This is a genomic window from Yersinia sp. Marseille-Q3913 (assembly GCF_963892745.1).
GTDB lineage: Bacteria > Pseudomonadota > Gammaproteobacteria > Enterobacterales > Enterobacteriaceae > Yersinia > Yersinia bercovieri.
Genome location: NZ_CAWQAF010000077.1, coordinates 109,281 through 129,066 on the forward strand (window position 1 = coordinate 109,281; position 19,786 = coordinate 129,066).

Here is a 19,786-nt window from a genome sequence, read left to right on the forward strand (position 1 = left end):
TATACAAATTTTGATTAAATAAATTGCAAATGATAAGTCTGGCAATGGTCTGATTAGAACATTCGCCGACTCATGCCCAAAATATCCAGAATTTTGGTTGAGATCTCCTCGACGGAGTAGTTGGTGGAGTTCAGATAACGAATCTGATTTTTGCGAAATAGCGCCTCCACTTCACCCACTTCCATTCGGCATTGGCGCAGTGAGGCGTAACGGCTGTTTTCTCGCCGCTCCTCACGAATGGCTGCCAGCCGCTCAGGGTTAATGGTTAGACCAAAAAGTTTGTGCTGAAAGGGTTTCAGCGCCGCGGGAAGCTGCAAATTGTCCATATCATCGGCGATAAACGGGTAATTTGCGGCACGAATACCAAATTGCATGGCTAAATAGAGGCTGGTGGGGGTTTTTCCGCAGCGGGAGACCCCCAATAGAATCACTTGCGCTTGATCCAGATTGCGTAGAGAAATACCGTCATCATGCGCCAGGGCGTAATCAATGGCGGCGATACGGGCATCATATTTGCCCAGATTGCTTTCGGTTAAGCCATGGGTGCGATTGAGCACCGGTTGCGGCGGCACGCCGAGTTCACCCTGAAGTGGCGCAACCAATGCCTGCACAATATCTTGGCAGAACCCTTCACTGTGCTGAATGAGTTCCCGCACTTCTGGACTGATTATCGAGTAAAAAACCAGCGGTCTGACACCCGTGTCTTGATAGATATCATTGATTTTTTGGCAAACTTCTCGCGCCCGTGCGGCACTTTCAACAAAGGGCAGCGTAAAGGTGGTGGCTTTAACCGGAAATTGCGACAGAACAGCATGACCCAGCACTTCCGCAGTAATTGCCGTACCATCCGAAATATAAAACACACTTCTTTCCACGCTGACTCCTGAATATGTTGCTGATCGGATTGATGGCATTTCTTAATAAGGTCTGTTGCTGCAAGTTTAGCGTAATCAGTGTGCCTTATTCGGCATCTCGGTAAAGTGTTTGCTGTCAAAATCGCCCGAAAATAACTTTTCTTGTTGGCTTGATCGATTCACCTGTCCATGGGGTATGGATCATTATGCTAGTCTGAAACATACCTTTCGTCCTTGAAGCTGCTGGGGTGTTAGCTGCGTTCACTCACCCGAATCACTTACTGAGGTAAGCTCACCGGGATTTGTTCGCTGGCTGCCTATCTGCAACTCCAATGACTTTGGGAATAGCTGATTTATCAGCGGCGGTAACTACGATTTGTCCCCTACAGACTGTTCGTCACTATAAACAATGTAAAAAGGATTGTTTCGATGTCCAACAATGGCCTAAACCTGTGTAATGTGCTGTGGTACAACCAGCTTGGCATGCACGATGTTGAAAGGGTGGGCGGCAAGAATGCCTCCCTAGGTGAAATGATAACCAATCTTTCCGAATTGGGTGTCTCGGTGCCCAATGGTTTTGCCACTACCGCTCAGGCGTTTAACGACTTTCTGGAGCAAAGCGGTGTTAACCAACGTATCTATCAATTGTTGGATCAAACCGACGTTGATGATATTGCGGCACTCTCCAAAGCGGGCGCGCAGATCCGTCAATGGGTCATTGAGACACCATTCCATCCTGAGTTCGAACAATCCATTCATCAAGCTTACCAGCAGTTGGCCGACGGCGAGCCAGCCGCTTCCTTTGCTGTGCGCTCATCGGCGACAGCAGAAGATATGCCCGATGCCTCCTTTGCCGGCCAGCAGGAAACCTTCCTTAATGTGCAGGGCATTGATGCGGTGATGATTGCCATCAAGCATGTTTTCGCCTCACTGTTTAATGATCGCGCCATCTCTTATCGTGTGCATCAGGGTTACGACCACCGCGGTGTGGCGCTCTCTGCTGGTGTGCAGCGGATGGTGCGCTCAGACCTCGCCTCTTCCGGCGTGATGTTTACCATTGATACAGAATCAGGCTTTGATCAGGTGGTATTCATCACCGCAGCCCATGGTTTGGGGGAGATGGTAGTGCAGGGGGCAGTGAACCCAGATGAGTTCTATGTCCACAAGCCAACTCTGCGCAAGGGTAACCCCGCCATAGTGCGCCGTAATATGGGGTCGAAAAAGATCCGCATGGTCTATGCCGAAAGTCAGGAACATGGCAAACAGGTGCAAATTGAAGATGTGCCAGAGGCGCAGCGCAATCGTTTCGCTCTCAGTGATGATGAGGTAGAAGCACTGGCGCATCAGGCACTGTTGATTGAAGAGCATTATGGTCGCCCGATGGATATCGAGTGGGCTAAAGATGGTCATACCGGCAAATTGTTTATCGTGCAGGCCCGCCCGGAAACGGTGCGTTCCAACGAGCAGGTGATGGAACGCTACCAATTGAATCACCAAAGCAATGTGTTGGTGGAGGGGCGGGCTATCGGGCACCGCATTGGCGCGGGGCCGGTGAAAGTCATTCATGATATTAGCGAGATGGACCGCATTCAGCCGGGTGATGTCCTGGTCACCGACATGACCGATCCTGATTGGGAACCGATTATGAAAAAGGCATCGGCCATTGTGACCAACCGTGGCGGGCGCACCTGCCATGCGGCCATTATTGCCCGTGAACTGGGGATCCCGGCGGTTGTCGGTTGTGGTAATGCCACGGACTTGCTGAGAGAGGGGCAGAATGTCACGGTTTCCTGCGCTGAGGGTGATACTGGCTATGTTTACCATGAGTTGCTCGACTTCTCGATTCAAAGCTCGCAGGTGACTGAACTGCCTGATCTGCCGTTGAAAATAATGATGAACGTCGGTAATCCGGACCGCGCTTTTGATTTTGCTCGCCTGCCGAATGAGGGGGTGGGGCTGGCGCGGTTGGAGTTCATCATCAACCGCATGATTGGTGTGCACCCTAAGGCGTTGCTGGAGTTTGATAGTCAGGAACCGGCTATTCAGGCTGAAATTAAAGCGCTGATGAATGGCTACGACGATCCGGTTGAGTTTTATGTCGGCCGTCTGACCGAAGGTATTTCGACCCTGGGGGCTGCGTTCTGGCCTAAGCGGGTGATTGTGCGCCTGTCAGATTTCAAATCAAATGAGTACGCCAATCTGGTCGGGGGGGAGGCTTATGAGCCACACGAAGAGAACCCGATGTTGGGTTTCCGTGGTGCCGGGCGTTATGTCGCAGATAGCTTCCGCGACTGTTTCGCACTGGAGTGTGAGGCGGTCAAACGGGTACGCAATGTGATGGGGCTGACCAACGTCGAAGTGATGGTGCCTTTTGTCCGCACTGTGGCTCAGGCGGAAGCGGTAGTCGCAGAGCTGGCACGGCAAGGGCTGAAACGTGGCGAGAATGGTTTGAAACTCATTATGATGTGCGAAATCCCATCGAATGCGTTACTGGCTGACCAATTCCTAGCGCATTTTGATGGCTTCTCCATCGGTTCCAATGATATGACTCAGCTAACATTGGGGCTAGATCGCGACTCCGGTGTGGTGTCAGAGCTGTTCGACGAGCGTAATGAGGCGGTCAAGGCACTGCTTTCAATGGCAATTCAGGCGGCGAAACGGCAGGGTAAATATGTCGGGATTTGTGGTCAAGGGCCATCAGATCATGAAGATTTTGCTATCTGGTTGATGGATCAAGGGATCGACAGTTTATCCCTTAACCCAGATACCGTGGTGCAAACCTGGCTGAGTCTGGCGCAACATACTCAACACTGATATCGCTGATATCCATCACCCACCACTTAATTATCCGCAGCTTAGGTTGCGGATTTTTTGTCTGCATCCCAATAAAGTGAATTGAATAGTGGTGATAACTTGGCTGGGAAGGAACAACAGCAATAAAATTAGCGAGAGTGGTAATGAAAAGGGAATAGTAAAATAAAAGATAGTAGTAAAATAAAAGATAGCAGCAAAAAAAAAGCCCATCTTAAGTGATAGGCAAAGACTACACACAGCAATACATATATTCGATTACAGATATTTAAATAAGTCATTATGAAATGATTTATTTAAACGCCTTGGGGAAAGCAATATCTATAATAATAGTAAGTAAATTCCTTGGCTTAGTCATTAAGAATCATCTGAATAAAATAGATTAAATAAATGCTTCCCATCGAAGTGATTTCAAATGGTTATTAATAATAGGCTTATTTAGTCATTTATATGATTGCTGGTTGGGAATAAAAATAGGGAATTTTAAATGGCTATTATTAAATTATTATAGCGGATGGTTCTGAGGTGCGGAGGTTGCGCAGGATAATTACCCAACCCCCTATAAGCTAAAGTTCTTCCAAATGTTTGGCGACTTCTTTAATACTCTCTTCTGGCTCAGGAGCCTCGCTGACCCAAGCTGCCGTTAGGCGATAAGAGATGGCTAACACCACCGGGCCGATAAATAGCCCAATCATGCCGAATGACAGCAGGCCACCGATAACCCCGGAGAGGATTAAGATCATCGGCATATCGGCTTCCATGCGGATAAGGTAAGGTCGCAAAACGTTATCCATAGTCCCGACGATACAGCTCCAAACCAGCAGTACCGTGCCCCAAGTGGTGTCGCCGGTCCAGTACAACCAGATAATCGCCGGAACCAGTATTAACAGCGGCCCAAGTTGCGCAACACAGCAGATAAACATCAATACAGTAAAGAGGGTGGCGTATTGGATCCCGGCAATAGCCAGACCAATCCCCCCTAGCACCGCTTGTACCAGTGCAGTGACCACCACCCCCAGCGCAACGGCGCGGATAGCTTTCGCCGCCAATACCACCACGGCATCACCGCGTTTATCGGCTGCACGGACCGCAAAATGGCGAATGCCCAAGCCCACTTGCTCGCCATGGAAGTAGAGCAACACACTGAACAGCACCATCAGCGCCAGATGAATTAAAAAGTAGCCGACATGGGCGGCTTGAGCCACCAGCCAGGTCGCAGCCGCACCGACATAGGGCTGCACTTTAGCAATAATCGCATTACCGCCACCGGCAATCAGCGTATGCCAACTGCTGTACAGTTTATTGCCCACCATGGGGACTGATTGCAGCCAGGTGACATCGGGCATCCGTAAATTAGCGGGGCTGGATGCCCACTGGATAAGCGGGCCGCTGTTTTGCACCAGGCTACTGACCAGTAGTGCTATCGGAATGACGAACAGCAAAACCAGTAGCAGCGTCATGATTAATGCTGCCAACCAACGTTTCCCCCAAAGGATTTTTTGTAGCCTAATCAGTAGTGGCCAGGTGGCAATGACCACCATGCCCGCCCAGGCAAAGCCCATAATAAAAGGTTGCACCACCCAGAAACTGGCGATAATCATGATCAAAATGAATATCACCCCAAACATCAGTTTAGGTAAATCGAGACGACGTTGTTGCGGGTAATTCATCAGTGGGTTCTCACTTCGAAAGTCATGGCAAGGTGGCCATCGCACTGCTTATTTCTGCACTAATCTGCATTAATTGGGTTTGGCACTCATTAAGCATCTGTACTAATCATGGTGTATTTCTTTAACTTTTAACAGATAGCACAGGATTTTACTGCGGCGATTTTAAAAAAAAAGAGAATATCGGCGGTGTAATAGAGATCTGGTCGCCGTAAAAAGGCTGAAATAATCCGCTGTCAACGGTTTGTGGCTATTATTGATGCAATATAAAATTTTGATACTCAATGGTTTGCTGCTCTATTTCTCCGTGGCCGACAGCCATCACTTTCCCATCGTTCTGAATTGGCATAAATTATTCGACAAAGGCGATCGCGAACAGATAATCTTTTAGCGAAATAACAAACACACATACCTATAGATAGGGTCACACTCATGATCCCACAGATTTCTCAAGCACCGGGTGTCGTTCAGTTGGTGCTGGATTTTTTGGATGCTTTGAAGCAAAACGGATTCACCGGCGATACTGCCACCAATTATGCCGATCGCCTGACCATGGCGACGGACAACAGTATCTACCAACTGCTACCCGATGCCGTTGTTTTCCCGCGTTCGACGGCGGATGTAGCACTGATTGGCCGCCTGGCTGGGCAAGAGAATTTTAACTCACTGCTGTTTACGCCCCGTGGTGGCGGCACTGGCACCAATGGTCAGGCGCTGAATACCGGAATTGTGGTGGATATGTCGCGTCACATGAATCGCATTTTGGATATCAATCCGGAGCAAGGCTGGGTGCGGGTTGAAGCTGGCGTCATTAAAGATCAGTTGAATCAATACCTGCGGCCTTTTGGCTACTTCTTCTCGCCGGAGCTATCGACCAGTAACCGCGCCACATTAGGCGGCATGATTAACACCGATGCCTCTGGACAGGGCTCCTTGGTGTACGGCAAAACGTCCGATCACGTGCTGGGGCTACGGGCTATTTTGCTTGGCGGGGAGATGCTGGATACCCGCGCCATGCCGACGGCATTGGCGGAAACGATTGCTCAGGAAGATTCAGTCATCGGCCGCATCTACCAGACGGTGCTGAACCGCTGCCGTGATCAACGGGCGCTGATTCTGGAGAAATTCCCCAAATTAAACCGCTTCCTGACCGGCTATGACTTACGCCACGTGTTCAGCGATGACCTACAAACCTTCGACTTAACGCGCATTTTAACCGGTGCTGAGGGGACGCTGGCCTTTATCACTGAAGCCACGCTGGATATCACGCCACTGCCGAAAGTCCGCCGTTTGGTCAATGTGAAGTATGACTCCTTTGATTCTGCGCTGCGTCATGCCCCTTTTATGGTGGAGGCGAAGGCGCTATCAGTGGAGACCGTGGACTCCAAAGTCCTCAATTTGGCGAAAGAAGATATTGTCTGGCACTCGGTCAATGAGTTGATTACTGATGTACCGGATAAAGAGATGTTGGGGCTGAATATTGTTGAGTTCGCTGGTGATGATAAGGCGCTGATCGATAGCCAAATAGCATCACTTTGTCAGCGGCTGGACGATTATCTCTCGGCCAGAGAGGGTGGGGTGATTGGCTATCAGATTTGCGGCGATCTGGCTGGTATTGAGCGAATTTATGCTATGCGCAAAAAAGCGGTGGGCTTGCTCGGTAACAGTAAAGGGCAGGCCAAACCGATCCCGTTTGCGGAAGATACCTGTGTGCCGCCACAACATTTAGCTGATTATATTGTTGAGTTCCGTCAACTGCTGGACAGCCACAATCTGACTTACGGCATGTTCGGCCATGTGGATGCCGGCGTATTACATGTGCGCCCGGCGCTGGATATGTGCGATCCGCAGCAAGAGATGCTGATGAAACAGCTATCTGATCAGGTGGTGCAACTGACGGCGCGCTATGGCGGCTTATTGTGGGGTGAGCACGGTAAAGGCTTCCGCGCTGAGTACAGCCCTGACTTTTTCGGCGAAGAGCTGTACCGCGAACTGCGGCGCATTAAATCTGCTTTTGATCCGGATAACCGCTTGAATCCGGGGAAAATATGCTCACCGTTAGGTAGCGATGCGCCCATGATGAAAGTGGATAGCCCGGATAAACGCGGCACTCTGGATCGGCGTATCCCGCTGGAGGTCAGAAGCTCATTCCGTGGCGCGATGGAGTGTAATGGTAATGGGCTCTGTTTTAACTTTGATGCCCGCAGCCCCATGTGCCCCTCGATGAAGATTACCGGTAACCGAATTCACTCGCCAAAAGGGCGCGCAACACTGGTACGCGAGTGGTTACGGCTGCTCTCTGAACAAGGGGTTGATCCCGTGGCGCTGGAACAGGGGCTAGCCACTCAGCGCCCAAGTCTACGTGGCCTGATTGAAAAGACCCGCAACAGCTGGCATGCCAGCAAGGGGGATTATGATTTCTCCCATGAAGTTAAAGAGGCGATGTCGGGCTGTCTGGCCTGCAAAGCGTGTTCGACCCAGTGCCCGATAAAAATTGATGTGCCCGGTTTCCGTTCGCGTTTCTTGCAGCTGTATCACACCCGTTATCACCGCCCACTGCGCGACTATGTGGTGGCGGGAGTGGAGAGCTATGCGCCGTTAATGGCGAAAACGCCGAACCTCTTTAACTTCTTCCTAAAACAGCCGTGGGTTGGCGCGTTAAGCCGCAAGAGTATCGGCATGGTGGATCTACCGATGCTCTCCAGCCCCTCGCTGAAGCAGTCACTGTCGGGTCACTACGCCAGTACCATGACGCTAGAACAGTTGGAGAAACTGCCCGATGCTGAACGCCGTCAGCACGTGCTGATCGTGCAAGATCCGTTCACCAGCTACTATGATGCGCAAGTGGTGGCCGATTTTGTCCGGCTGGTGGAGAAACTGGGCTTTAACCCGGTGCTGCTGCCTTTCTCACCTAATGGCAAGGCGCAACATATTAAAGGCTTCCTGCTGCGCTTCGCCAAAACTGCGCGCAAGACCGCAGATTTCCTGAACCGCATTGCGCTATTAGGTATGCCGATGGTCGGGGTTGATCCGGCATTAGTACTTTGCTATCGCGATGAATATAAAGAGATTCTGGGTGATGCGCGCGGTAACTTTAATGTGCAACTGGTGCATGAATGGCTACAGGTGGCACTGGCGGAGCAGCCAGTGCAGCAAATGAGCGGTGAGTCCTGGTATCTGTTTGGTCACTGCACCGAAACCACCGCGCTGCCCGCCAGTAGTCAACATTGGGCATCGATATTCTCCCGCTACGGTGCCAAACTGGAAAATGTCAGTGTCGGCTGCTGTGGCATGGCCGGTACTTATGGCCATGAAGCAAAAAATGTCGATAACTCGTTGGGCATCTACGCACTATCCTGGCAGCAAGCACTGCAAAAACTGCCCGGTAAACGTTGCTTAGCCACCGGCTATTCGTGCCGTAGTCAAGTTAAGCGCATTGAGGGCAATGGATTGCGACATCCATTGCAGGCACTATTGGAACTTGTTTAATTAGCGCAGATATCATTGGAGATAACTTAATGCTTTGGAAACGTAAAGCCACGCTGGCTGAACTGAATGAGATCGGTAAAGGCTGCATGGTTGCCCACTTAGGTATTGAAATAACCCGACTGGACGATGACGAACTGGAAGCCACTATGCCGGTCGATAATCGGACCACACAGCCTTTTGGCCTGTTACATGGCGGGGCTTCGGTGGTGCTGGCGGAGTCTCTCGGCTCAATGGCGGGCTATCTGTGCACCCTTGAGGGGCAACAGATTGTGGGGTTGGAAATTAATGCTAACCACTTGAAGGCGGTGCGTACTGGGAAAGTGCGTGGCTGTTGTCGCGCTATTCACGTGGGGCGCAGCCATCAGGTGTGGCAGATTGAGATTTTCGATGACCAGAACCAGTTGTGCTGTACCTCCCGCTTAACGACTGCGGTGCTGACGCGATAACATCTTTACCCATAAACACCCATTATTATCCTGCTCAGGGCCATTGATTGGCCTTGAGTCACGAAAATCTGCCTCTTCTATTTATCTTGCCACGCTGACTCATTTATCCCCCAAATACCTGACGTTACCGTCAGGTAAAGTTAATGCCGCTAATACCCTTACTGTTTAAAGTGCAAAGGGAATGTTTATCCGATAAATGCGGCGAATCTCTCTGATAGGTTTCCCCAGCGGGTGTTTTCAGCTAAAGTTAATGGAGAAATAGGTATTTTTTATGAATGTTTAAAAACGCAAAGGCTGACTGCGATTAGCCTTTGATATAGCAAGGGATTTGAGTGCCACTATGAAATTTATTCATTTATTTCAGGGTGATAAAAGTGTACTTGTTTCTCAAGACCTCTTCGGCCATCGCAGCATGTTCCTTACGTTGCCGTCTCATTCGAGGTCAAAACGGCACTTTTCTTAATATCCCTGCAAAACAAACGGTTGAAGTGATAATTATTATCACTACCATTGTGAATATTCTGTGTTGATTCACTCATAATCAGCCAGCAAATCTTTAACCTGAAATGTATTATACCCAAAGTAAATGGGTGATTGAGAAACATAAGGTAGGGCATATGCAACAGGAATCAGTCGGCACATTTTCACTCGACGAGAATGTCTGGCAAGGCGTGACGATAACAGAGAGTGCTGCCGCGCAAATTACACGGCTCATGCAACAAGACCCGCAAATTAAAGGGTTGCAGCTCGGGGTCAAGCAGTCCGGTTGCGCTGGGTTTGCCTATGTGATGGATATGGCGAAAGAGCCCGCCAACGACTGTCTGGTTTTTGAACAAGGTAGCGCCAGACTCTACGTGCCATTAAAAGCGATGCCATTTATCGATGGCACCGAGGTGGATTACGTCCGCGAAGGGCTAAACCAGATCTTCAAATTTAATAATCCTAAAGCTCAACATGCCTGCGGGTGTGGCGAGAGTTTTGGCGTTTGAGCGATGTAAACGAAATGACACGAAGCAATGTAGAAGTGCCAGATGATGTACAGGCTTGGGTCAGCGATGGTCGCTACAAAGAGGGATTTTTCACACAGTTGGCGACAGATGAGCTGGCGAAAGGCATTAATGAAGATGTCATCCGCGCCATTTCAGCGAAACGTAATGAACCTGACTGGATGCTGGAGTTTCGACTCGGCGCTTATCGCAGCTGGCTAGAGATGGAAGAGCCACACTGGCTGAAAGCCCATTATAAGAGCCTGGATTATCAGGATTATAGCTATTACTCTGCGCCCTCTTGCGGCAGCTGTGATGATAGCTGTGATTCACAGCCAGGCGCGGTGCAGCAGTCATCGGCAGAGAATGAATACCTTACCGCTGAGGTAGAGTCGGCGTTTGCCCAGCTTGGGGTGCCGGTACGAGAAGGGGCCGAGGTGGCGGTTGACGCCATTTTTGACTCGGTTTCTGTGGCGACCACCTATCGCGGCAAGCTGGCTGAGCAAGGGATTATTTTCTGCTCGTTTGGTGAAGCGATCCAAGAGTATCCGGATCTGGTACGCAAGTATCTGGGGTCTGTAGTACCGGCAAAAGATAACTTTTTTGCCGCGCTGAATGCGGCTGTGGCCTCTGATGGCACCTTTGTCTATGTGCCAAAAGGGGTGCGTTGCCCAATGGAGTTATCCACCTACTTCCGGATCAATGCCGCCAAAACCGGTCAGTTTGAGCGCACTATTCTGATTGCCGACGAAGGGAGTTATGTCAGCTATATTGAGGGCTGCTCCGCGCCAGTGCGTGACACCTACCAGCTACATGCCGCAGTGGTTGAAGTCATTTTGCACAAAAATGCCGAAGTGAAATACTCCACGGTTCAGAACTGGTTTGCCGGTACTGAGAGCACCGGCGGTATTCTCAACTTTGTCACCAAACGCGCACTGTGTGAAGGTGAAGGCTCGAAAATGTCGTGGACCCAATCTGAAACCGGCTCCGCCATTACCTGGAAATACCCGAGTGTTATTTTGCAGGGCGATAACTCAATCGGCGAATTCTTCTCAGTGGCGCTGACCAACGGTTACCAGCAGGCCGATACCGGCACCAAGATGATCCACATTGGCAAAAACACTAAATCAACAATTATCGCCAAAGGGATCTCTGCCGGACATAGCCAAAACACCTATCGTGGCTTGGTGAAAATTCTGCCCGGTGCGGATAACGCCCGTAACTTCACCCAATGTGATTCGATGCTGATTGGCCCGGACTCCGGTGCGCATACCTTCCCTTATGTGGAGGTGCGCAATAATTCAGCACAATTGGAACACGAAGCAACCACCTCAAAGATTGGCGATGACCAACTGTTTTATTGCTTGCAGCGCGGCATCAGCGAAGATGATGCCATCTCAATGATTGTCAACGGTTTTTGTAAAGATGTCTTCTCCGAATTACCGCTGGAGTTTGCCGTCGAAGCACAGAAGTTGTTGGCTATTAGCCTGGAACACAGTGTCGGTTAAGCATGAGTTGAATAAGCATTCGCCGCGTTTTGCGCACCAAGGAAACCTATGTTAAGCATCAAGAATTTGAAAGTGAGTGTTGAAGGTAACGAGATCCTGAACGGTTTGGATCTGGAGATCAAACCCGGTGAAGTGCATGCCATCATGGGGCCGAACGGCTCGGGGAAAAGCACCTTATCCGCCACACTGGCGGGGCGTGAAGAGTATGAGGTCACTGAGGGGAGCGTGACATTTAAGGGTAAAGATCTGCTGGAGCTAGCCCCGGAAGATCGCGCGGGTGAAGGTGTGTTTCTGGCCTTCCAATATCCCGTGGAGATCCCTGGCGTTAGTAACCATTTCTTCCTGCAAACGGCGGTCAATGCGGTGCGTAAATACCGCCAGCAGGAGCCGCTGGATCGTTTTGACTTCTCAGATTTCATCGAAGAAAAAATTGAGTTGCTCAAAATGCCCGCTGATTTGCTGACCCGCTCAGTTAACGTGGGCTTCTCTGGTGGCGAGAAAAAACGTAATGATATCTTGCAGATGGCCGCACTGGAACCCTCCTTATGCATTCTGGATGAGACCGACTCCGGGCTGGATATTGATGCCCTGAAAATTGTCGCTAACGGCGTGAACTCGCTGCGCAATGAGCAGCGCGCATTTATTATTGTGACTCACTATCAGCGTATCCTTGATTACGTAAAACCTGACTTTGTGCATGTGCTGTATCAAGGCCGTATCATCAAATCCGGTGATTTTACACTGGTAAAACAGTTGGAGGAGCAAGGCTATGGCTGGCTTACCGACCAACAGTAAAACACACGAAAAAAGCAACCCTCCAGAGCAACGATATATTCCGGAACAACAACGTATTCTGGAACAGCAGCGCATTGATGCACTGAAAAATTTTAGTCTGCTATTCAAGCAGCGCGAGAGCGGTAAAGGTACTGAGGCAACGGCACATTGGCAGCAGGTGCTGGAGTTGGGCTTCCCCAGCATTAAGCATGAAGATTGGAAATACACCCCCCTGGAGCGCTTATTAGCCCATGATTTCAGTTTTGCTAGCGCTCCGTCCGTGACCACCGCTCAGTGTGATGCGTTGTCATTGGTGCAAGATGCCCATCGCTTAGTTTTCATTGATGGCAGATATGCCCCTGAGCTAAGTGACAGCGACTGCGGCCCTTATCAATTTACTCATCTGACGGAGAGTGCGCAGCTTCCTGCCGCTATCCAGCCGGAAATCTTTTTGCATCTGACTGAAAGTCTGGCGCAGGAGAGTCTGCACATTCGTCTACCGGCAGGGAAACAGAGTAATAAGCCCCTCTACCTGCTGCATATCAGCTCAGGTAACGGGTCTGACGTGGTGAACACCAGTCATTACCGCCATCATTTGTCGGTTGAAACAACCGCGCAGGCAGAGGTGATTGAGCATTTTGTCAGCCTCAACGAACAGCCGCACTTTACCGGCGCGCGGCTCACGATGACGGTGGGTGATAATGCGGAGTTGAGCCATTACAAACTGGCGTTTGAAGCCCCGCAGAGCTACCACTTTGCCCATAATGATTTAGTGATAAGCCGGGATGCGCGGGTGCGCAGCTACAGTTTCTTGCTCGGCGCGGGGCTGACTCGTCATAACACCAGCGCCCAGTTAAATGGTGAGGGCGCGACTTTATCTATCAATAGCCTGCTGCTGCCTATCGGGCGCGAAATCTGTGATACCCGCACCTATCTGGAGCACAATAAAGGGTATTGCGAAAGCCGCCAATTGCACAAAACCATCGTGCGCGAACGGGGCAAGGCGGTGTTTAACGGCATGATTAAAGTGGCTCAACATGCGCTAAAAACTGACGGCCAGATGACCAACAATAACTTGCTGCTGAGTAAGTTGGCCGAGGTGGATACCAAGCCACAGCTGGAAATCTACGCTGATGATGTGAAATGCAGCCACGGGGCGACAGTCGGGCGCATTGATGCCGAACAGCTGTTCTACCTGCAATCGCGTGGCATCAATCAAGCTGATGCGCAGCAGATGATTATTTTTGCCTTTGCCGCAGAGTTAACCGAGGCCATTCACAGCGAGACCATCCGTAAAGTGGTGCTGGCGCGGATTGCTGACCGGCTGGCGGGAGAGTCGCTATGAGTTTTCCTATTGAACGGGTAAGGGCTGACTTTCCACTGCTCAGCCGTCAGGTTAACGGGCAACCGCTGGCCTATCTGGACAGCGCTGCCAGTGCGCAAAAGCCACAGGCGGTTATCGACCGGGAACTTAACTTCTACCGTGAGGGTTATGCGGCGGTTCATCGGGGCATTCATAGTCTGAGTGCCGAGGCAACCCAACAGATGGAAGCGGTGCGCAGTCAGGTCGCTGACTTTATTCATGCCGCCTCTGTCGAGGAGATAGTTTTCGTTAAAGGCACCACCGAGGCCATCAATCTGGTGGCGAACAGCTATGGTCGCCACTTCCTGCAGGCGGGCGACAGCATTATCATTACCGAAATGGAGCATCACGCCAATATCGTGCCGTGGCAGATGGTGGCGAAAGATCTCGGTGTTGAAATTCGCGTATGGCCGCTGACGGCAACTGGTGAACTGCAACCCGGTGCGCTGGTGGATTTGATTGATGACACCACGCGATTGCTGGCGATCACTCAGGTTTCCAATGTGCTGGGGACGGTGAATCCGATCCAAGAGATTGTCGTTCAGGCCAAAGCCGCTGGATTGGTGGTGCTGGTGGATGGTGCGCAGGCGGTCATGCATCAAGCGGTGGATGTGCAGGCACTGGATTGCGACTTTTATCTCTTCTCAGGGCACAAACTGTACGGGCCGTCTGGCATTGGTATTCTGTACGGCAAAAGTGCACTGTTACAGCAGATGCCGCCATGGGAAGGGGGTGGTTCGATGATCAAAACCGTGAGCCTGACCCAAGGCACCACCTTTGCTGATGCCCCCTGGCGTTTTGAGGCGGGGTCGCCGAATACAGCAGGGATTATGGGGCTTGGTGCTGCAATCAGTTACGTGAATGATTTGGGCCTTGCACAAATCCAGCAATATGAACAATCGTTGATGCAGTACGCGCTGGAACAGTTGAGCCAAATCTCAAGCCTGACACTCTATGGCCCCACGGCGCGGGCAGGGGTGATAGCCTTTAATCTGGGGTCACACCACGCGTATGATGTCGGTAGCTTCCTCGATCAATATGGCATTGCGATCCGAACCGGCCACCATTGTGCTATGCCGCTTATGGCGTACTACAAAGTACCGAGCATGTGTCGTGCCTCACTGGCGCTGTATAACACCCGTGAGGAAGTTGACCGCTTGGTGGCAGGGCTACAGCGTATCGAAAAATTGCTGGGCTAAGATCCAATGGTGCGACAGCGTCGCGCCAAACGGGTTATACCCAAAGCGCTTGCTGTTGCAGGTAGGCAGCAAGCGAGCAGACCTGTGACACCAGGAGCAAAGGGTATTTTTATCTATTTAGGAAGCATGTTATGGCTGGTCTACCCGATAAAGATAAGTTGATTCGTAACTTCTCCCGTTGTTTGAATTGGGAAGAAAAATACCTATATGTGATCGAGTTGGGGGCGCAATTGCCACCGTTAACTGAACAGCAACGTCAACCGGAGAACCTGATATCCGGCTGCCAAAGCCAAGTGTGGATCGCCATGACCCTCTGTGCCGAGGGCCAGGTGCTGTTTGCCGGTGATAGTGATGCCGCGATTGTCAAAGGTCTGGTCGCCATTGTGTTTATTCTCTATCAAGGTTTAACTCCGCAGCAGATAGTCAGTTTGGATGTACGCCCATTCTTTGCCGACTTAGCCCTGAGCCAGCACCTGACACCTTCGCGCTCGCAAGGTCTGGAAGCGATGATCCGCGCGATCCGCGCTAAAGCAGCGGCCTTATCGGCTAGCTGACCTCCCGTCAACATTTTGTGCTTTATTCATGATTGACTAACCATTTCTGTGTTATGGGTCACAGTATTAAAGTGGTGATATTTCAGCAGGTTAAATCATCAGTCATGGCAGATAAAGCACAATACATTACATTGTAACACCTTGATTTGTAGAGATATAAATTGCCTTTATAATAAGGGCTGTTACTATATGGTGGCCTTATTATTGGCTGCTAAAATTAACGTAGATATACCCTCATCTTTCAAACTGTAGGTGTGTTGGCAACTTGCGTTCACCCGAATCACTTACTGATGTAAGCGCGTCGGGATGCCGCTTTCCTGCACTTGAAATCTATTGGGTATCGCCGTGTAAACCGAATTTGAAGAAGTGATGTAGGAACTAAGCATGAAACGTGCATTAACTTTGATTGGTATGTTATTCGCAACTTGCGTGGCGGGAAGTATCACTGCTGCCAATGCGACCGAGTATCCTCTACCGCCAGCCAATAGCCGTCTGATTGGCGAAAATACCACCTATGTTGTGCCAAACGATGGCCGCCCACTTGAGGCTATTGCAGCCGACTACAAAATCGGCTTACTGGGGATGCTGGAAGCAAACCCGGATGCTGACCCGTATCTGCCATTACCGGGATCCGTGTTAACTATCCCAACCCAGATGTTGTTACCTGATACCCCACGCGAAGGTATCGTTATCAATCTGGCGGAACTGCGCCTTTATTACTACCCGAAAGGCCAGAACAAGGTGATCGTGTACCCAATCGGTATCGGCCAGTTAGGGCGTAATACCCCAACGATGACCACCTCGGTCAGCCAGAAGATCCCGAACCCAACCTGGACGCCAACCGCGAATATCCGTAAGCACTATCTGGCTGAGGGTGTGACCTTGCCTGCGGTTGTTCCCGCTGGCCCGGAAAACCCGATGGGTCTGTTTGCGATGCGTCTGTCCGCGGGTAGTGGTGAGTACCTGATCCATGGCACTAACGCTAATTTCGGTATTGGTATGCGCGTCAGCTCCGGTTGCATTCGTTTACGTCCTGATGATATTGAAGCTCTGTTCAAATCAGTACCTAAAGGCACTCGCGTTCAGATCATCAACGAGCCGGTCAAATATTCGGTAGAGCCGGATGGTAAGCGTTATGTGGAAGTTCATCAGCCGTTGTCTCGCGTAGACAGTGATGACCCGCAAACGATGCCAATTGCGATCAGCAGCAGCCTGCAGAAGTTTATCGACGACAGCCAGACTGATGCACAAGTGGTGCAAAGCGCGATTGTACGTCGTGCTGGTATGCCGGTGATTGTGACGGTAGGCGCAGCGGCACCAGAGCAAGCTCCTGCTGCTGTAGCGCCTCAGAGCGAGCCACAGACTCAACCGCAGACCGAAGAGCAGCAACCGACTGAACAGCCGACGCCTAAGCTGGTTCAGCCAGGCCCGGTTTACTCCGCAGCCAACTAAGTCTCAGCTCCACCTTTACCATGGCTGCACGTCAGTCATGGTAAAGTTTATCACCCCTTTCTGAACTACCCCAATCAATGATGTAAGACAACTAGCCTAAGTGCCAGTTATGGCGCGTGACAGCCTTATTACGGCGTTTTGGCGCTAAAGGATAGGTTGGGTTGGGTTCGGTGGTTGGCGAGTTAGAGGGGCGGTTTACGAGGCAAAAAAAATGGCGCACATTGTGCGCCATTTTCATTCAGGAAGTAATATTACTTCTTGTAAGCGTGAGCTTGGTTGTCCAGACGTTGGTTAGCACGTGCTGCATCGTCTTTAGCTGCTTGAACGTCAGAACGGATTGCGTTCACGTCGTTGCTCAGTTGGTCAACTTTAGCGTTCAGAGTCTGAACGTCAGAAGACAGTTGATCGATTTTAGCATTGCTTGAACAACCAGCCAGCATAGTAGAAGCCAGAATTACCGCGCCCAGTACAAGTTTAGTACGATTCATTATTAACACCCTCTAGATTAAGTTAATCTCCATGTAGCGTTACAAGTATTACACAAAGTTTTTTCGAAAGAGAATAAATTTTTAGTGTTAGAGGGGTTTATTTTGATCGTTCGCTCAAAGAAGCATCTTGTTTTAAAAAAAAGTTAAAAAAACGAGACAAAACAGCCTGATTCTATGGGATAAGTCTTATTTGAGAAATGACTCTGGCAGGATTAGGATAAAATGGATTTTTTCGGAAAGTTTATTTGGTTCGCTTAAAAAAAGAAAACACCGCAATTGGAAGCGGTGTTTTTAATTAACGTTCAGTTGTGCGTGTTGAGATTATAACACGTGCACTGATGAAGTATTAGTGGTGCCACTTGGTACTAACGCACCAGACACCATGATAACCACGTCACCTTTCTGTGCCAGACCGCTGGCCAGCGCCGCTTCTTTACCGATGCGATAGAAATCATCCGTTGAAGCAATTTCGTTGACCAGTTGAGTGATCACGCCTTTGGTCAGAATTAACTGACGGGCCGTGGTTTCATTGGTGGTCAGTGCCAGAATAGTTGCAGTCGGGAAGTATTTACGCACTGATTTGGCCGATTTACCGCCACCTGTGGCGACGACAATCACTTTAGCTTCCAGTTTTTCTGCGGTTTCTACAGCACCACGGCAAACGGCTTCAGTGATACGCATTTTGCGATTATCATTCAGCGTTTCGATGCGGCTAGGCATGATACGGTCTGTACGCTCACAGATGGTCGCCATGATGGTGACAGACTCTAATGGGTACTTACCCTTAGCACTTTCACCAGACAGCATCACGGCGTCTGTACCGTCCAGGATGGCGTTAGCAACGTCGCCAGCTTCTGCACGGGTAGGGCGTGGGTTTTTGATCATGGAGTCGAGCATCTGAGTTGCAGTGATAACAACTTTGCGAGCACGATTACATTTTTCAATCATCATCTTCTGCGCGAAGATAACTTCTTCAACTGGGATCTCAACACCCAAGTCACCACGGGCCACCATGATGCCGTCGGATGCTTCCAGAATTTCGTCGAAGTTATTCAGACCTTCCTGGTTTTCGATTTTAGAGATGATTTGGATGTGGCCGCCACCGTGTGCTTTCAGGTGTTCGCGGATTTCCAGGACGTCTGAACGTTTACGGATAAAGGATGCCGCAACGAAGTCCACGCCTTGCTCACAACCAAAGATCAGGTCAGCTTTATCTTTTTCAGCCAATGCAGGCAACTGGATAGAGACGCCCGGCAGGTTAACGCCTTTGTTTTCGCCCAGATCACCGTTGTTCAGCACTTTACATACCACGGAGCTTTCAGTGACTTCAGTCACTTCCATGCCGATCAAACCATCGTCAACCAACACAGTGTTGCCGATTTTCAGGTCAGCAGCGAAACCTGGGTAGGTCACAGCAACGATAGTGTTGTTGCCAATCACGCTTTGGTCAGTGGTGAAAGTGAAAGTCTGACCTGCAACCAGAGCCGCATCTTTGCCGCCTTCCAGTTTCATGGTGCGGATTTCAGGGCCTTTGGTGTCCAGCAGAATACCCGCTTTCAGGCCAGTTTTCGCCATGACAGCACGGATATTCTTGATACGTTGACCATGCTCTTCATAGTCACCGTGGGAGAAGTTCAAGCGCATAACGTTCATACCTGCATTCAGCAGGTTCGTCAGCATCTCTTCGGATTCGGTTTTTGGACCGATGGTACAAACAATTTTAGTCTTTTTCATGACGGATTTTTTCTACAAGTTGTGATGGATAAAAAGCGAATATTCCGTTTAGTCGAGCAACGGAGTGGGGATCTGATTAGTGTCTGGTGTAAAGAAACATGCCCAAGAAGCAAAACATTACTAAGAATAGATGACAGTTGTGGAAGTTGAGCGGAAAACTTTAGCACGAGGCTAAGCGCATGATCGGTATACGACGGCGTATAGGGGAGTTGTATTTTTTTAGCGTATCTACAGATCAAGAGGCTGAAACCATTCAACTGAAACGACGGTTCGTATTATAAGCGGTAACTAACGGGAAATGAAATAGAAAACAGGAACTCATTGCCGTTTTTTATAAAAAGGGGAGGTTAGTCGCGCAAACAGTAAGAATAATGCTTGGTTTGTTGCGCAACAAATATTTGTTTTAACACTTTTAACAAATTCATTGATGAAAACAGGATATTGAGCGCGACAGAATATCA

At 50.0% G+C, this 19,786-nt stretch carries 15 protein-coding genes and 1 other RNA gene; 11 read left to right on the top strand and 5 right to left on the bottom strand.

Annotation, left to right across the window (positions count from 1 at the left end; all coding sequences use genetic code 11):
- Nucleotides 1-53: 53 nt before the first annotated feature.
- Nucleotides 54-875 (bottom strand): posphoenolpyruvate synthetase regulatory kinase/phosphorylase PpsR, encoded by an 822-nt coding sequence (gene ppsR / locus AACW11_RS18720; RefSeq protein WP_212585133.1) that lies wholly within the window; start codon nt 873-875, stop codon nt 54-56.
- Nucleotides 876-1,283: 408 nt separating this feature from the next.
- On the opposite strand from ppsR, the gene ppsA reads away from it, so the two are divergent.
- Nucleotides 1,284-3,668 carry a phosphoenolpyruvate synthase gene (gene ppsA / locus AACW11_RS18725; RefSeq protein ID WP_212585134.1) on the top strand — a complete coding sequence of 795 codons (2,385 nt, stop codon included), beginning with the start codon at nt 1,284-1,286 and terminating at the stop codon, nt 3,666-3,668.
- Nucleotides 3,669-3,862: 194 nt separating this feature from the next.
- Here the strand turns inward: ppsA and rprA are convergent.
- Nucleotides 3,863-3,971: antisense sRNA RprA (gene rprA, locus AACW11_RS18730), an RNA gene on the bottom strand.
- A 260-nt stretch (nt 3,972-4,231) separates the two neighbouring features.
- Complete coding sequence (gene ydiK / locus AACW11_RS18735; RefSeq protein ID WP_212585135.1) at nt 4,232-5,335, bottom strand: AI-2E family transporter YdiK; 1,104 nt, start codon at nt 5,333-5,335, stop codon at nt 4,232-4,234.
- Between the two features lie 256 nt (nt 5,336-5,591).
- Between ydiK and AACW11_RS18740 the strand changes: the two genes are divergently transcribed.
- The 10 genes from AACW11_RS18740 to AACW11_RS18785 all read left to right on the top strand — a co-directional run bounded on the left by AACW11_RS18740 (nt 5,592) and on the right by AACW11_RS18785 (nt 17,103).
- Nucleotides 5,592-5,723 (top strand): hypothetical protein, encoded by a 132-nt coding sequence (locus AACW11_RS18740; protein WP_005270284.1) that lies wholly within the window; start codon nt 5,592-5,594, stop codon nt 5,721-5,723.
- 41 nt (nt 5,724-5,764) lie between these two features.
- Complete coding sequence (ydiJ, locus tag AACW11_RS18745) at nt 5,765-8,821, top strand: D-2-hydroxyglutarate dehydrogenase YdiJ (RefSeq protein ID WP_212585136.1); 3,057 nt, start codon at nt 5,765-5,767, stop codon at nt 8,819-8,821.
- 29 nt (nt 8,822-8,850) lie between these two features.
- Nucleotides 8,851-9,267, top strand: coding sequence for a hotdog fold thioesterase (locus AACW11_RS18750; RefSeq protein ID WP_212585137.1), 417 nt, complete (start codon nt 8,851-8,853; stop codon nt 9,265-9,267).
- Between the two features lie 617 nt (nt 9,268-9,884).
- Nucleotides 9,885-10,256 (top strand): Fe-S cluster assembly scaffold SufA, encoded by a 372-nt coding sequence (gene sufA / locus AACW11_RS18755; RefSeq protein ID WP_212585138.1) that lies wholly within the window; start codon nt 9,885-9,887, stop codon nt 10,254-10,256.
- A 14-nt stretch (nt 10,257-10,270) separates the two neighbouring features.
- On the top strand, nt 10,271-11,761 hold the full coding sequence (gene sufB, locus AACW11_RS18760; protein ID WP_212585139.1) for a Fe-S cluster assembly protein SufB: 1,491 nt from the start codon (nt 10,271-10,273) through the stop codon (nt 11,759-11,761).
- Between the two features lie 48 nt (nt 11,762-11,809).
- Nucleotides 11,810-12,556, top strand: a complete 747-nt coding sequence (gene sufC, locus AACW11_RS18765) for a Fe-S cluster assembly ATPase SufC (protein WP_212585140.1) — start codon at nt 11,810-11,812, stop codon at nt 12,554-12,556.
- Nucleotides 12,531-13,880, top strand: coding sequence for a Fe-S cluster assembly protein SufD (gene sufD, locus AACW11_RS18770; protein ID WP_212585141.1), 1,350 nt, complete (start codon nt 12,531-12,533; stop codon nt 13,878-13,880). Before sufC ends, sufD begins: the two co-directional genes overlap by 26 nt.
- Entirely contained in the window at nt 13,877-15,097 is a 1,221-nt protein-coding gene (gene sufS / locus AACW11_RS18775; RefSeq protein ID WP_212585142.1) for a cysteine desulfurase SufS, read from the top strand. Before sufD ends, sufS begins: the two co-directional genes overlap by 4 nt.
- 131 nt (nt 15,098-15,228) lie before the next feature.
- Entirely contained in the window at nt 15,229-15,651 is a 423-nt protein-coding gene (gene sufE / locus AACW11_RS18780; RefSeq protein WP_212585143.1) for a cysteine desulfuration protein SufE, read from the top strand.
- 384 nt (nt 15,652-16,035) lie between these two features.
- A complete protein-coding gene (locus AACW11_RS18785; protein ID WP_212585144.1) occupies nt 16,036-17,103 on the top strand; it encodes a L,D-transpeptidase family protein in 1,068 nt (355 codons plus the stop codon).
- A gap of 251 nt (nt 17,104-17,354) precedes the next feature.
- Here AACW11_RS18785 and AACW11_RS18790 read toward each other — a convergent pair whose 3' ends face one another.
- Nucleotides 17,355-17,591 (bottom strand): major outer membrane lipoprotein, encoded by a 237-nt coding sequence (locus tag AACW11_RS18790; protein WP_005165631.1) that lies wholly within the window; start codon nt 17,589-17,591, stop codon nt 17,355-17,357.
- 321 nt (nt 17,592-17,912) lie between these two features.
- Nucleotides 17,913-19,325, bottom strand: a complete 1,413-nt coding sequence (pykF, locus tag AACW11_RS18795) for a pyruvate kinase PykF (RefSeq protein WP_212585145.1) — start codon at nt 19,323-19,325, stop codon at nt 17,913-17,915.
- Between the last annotated feature and the right edge of the window lie 461 nt (nt 19,326-19,786).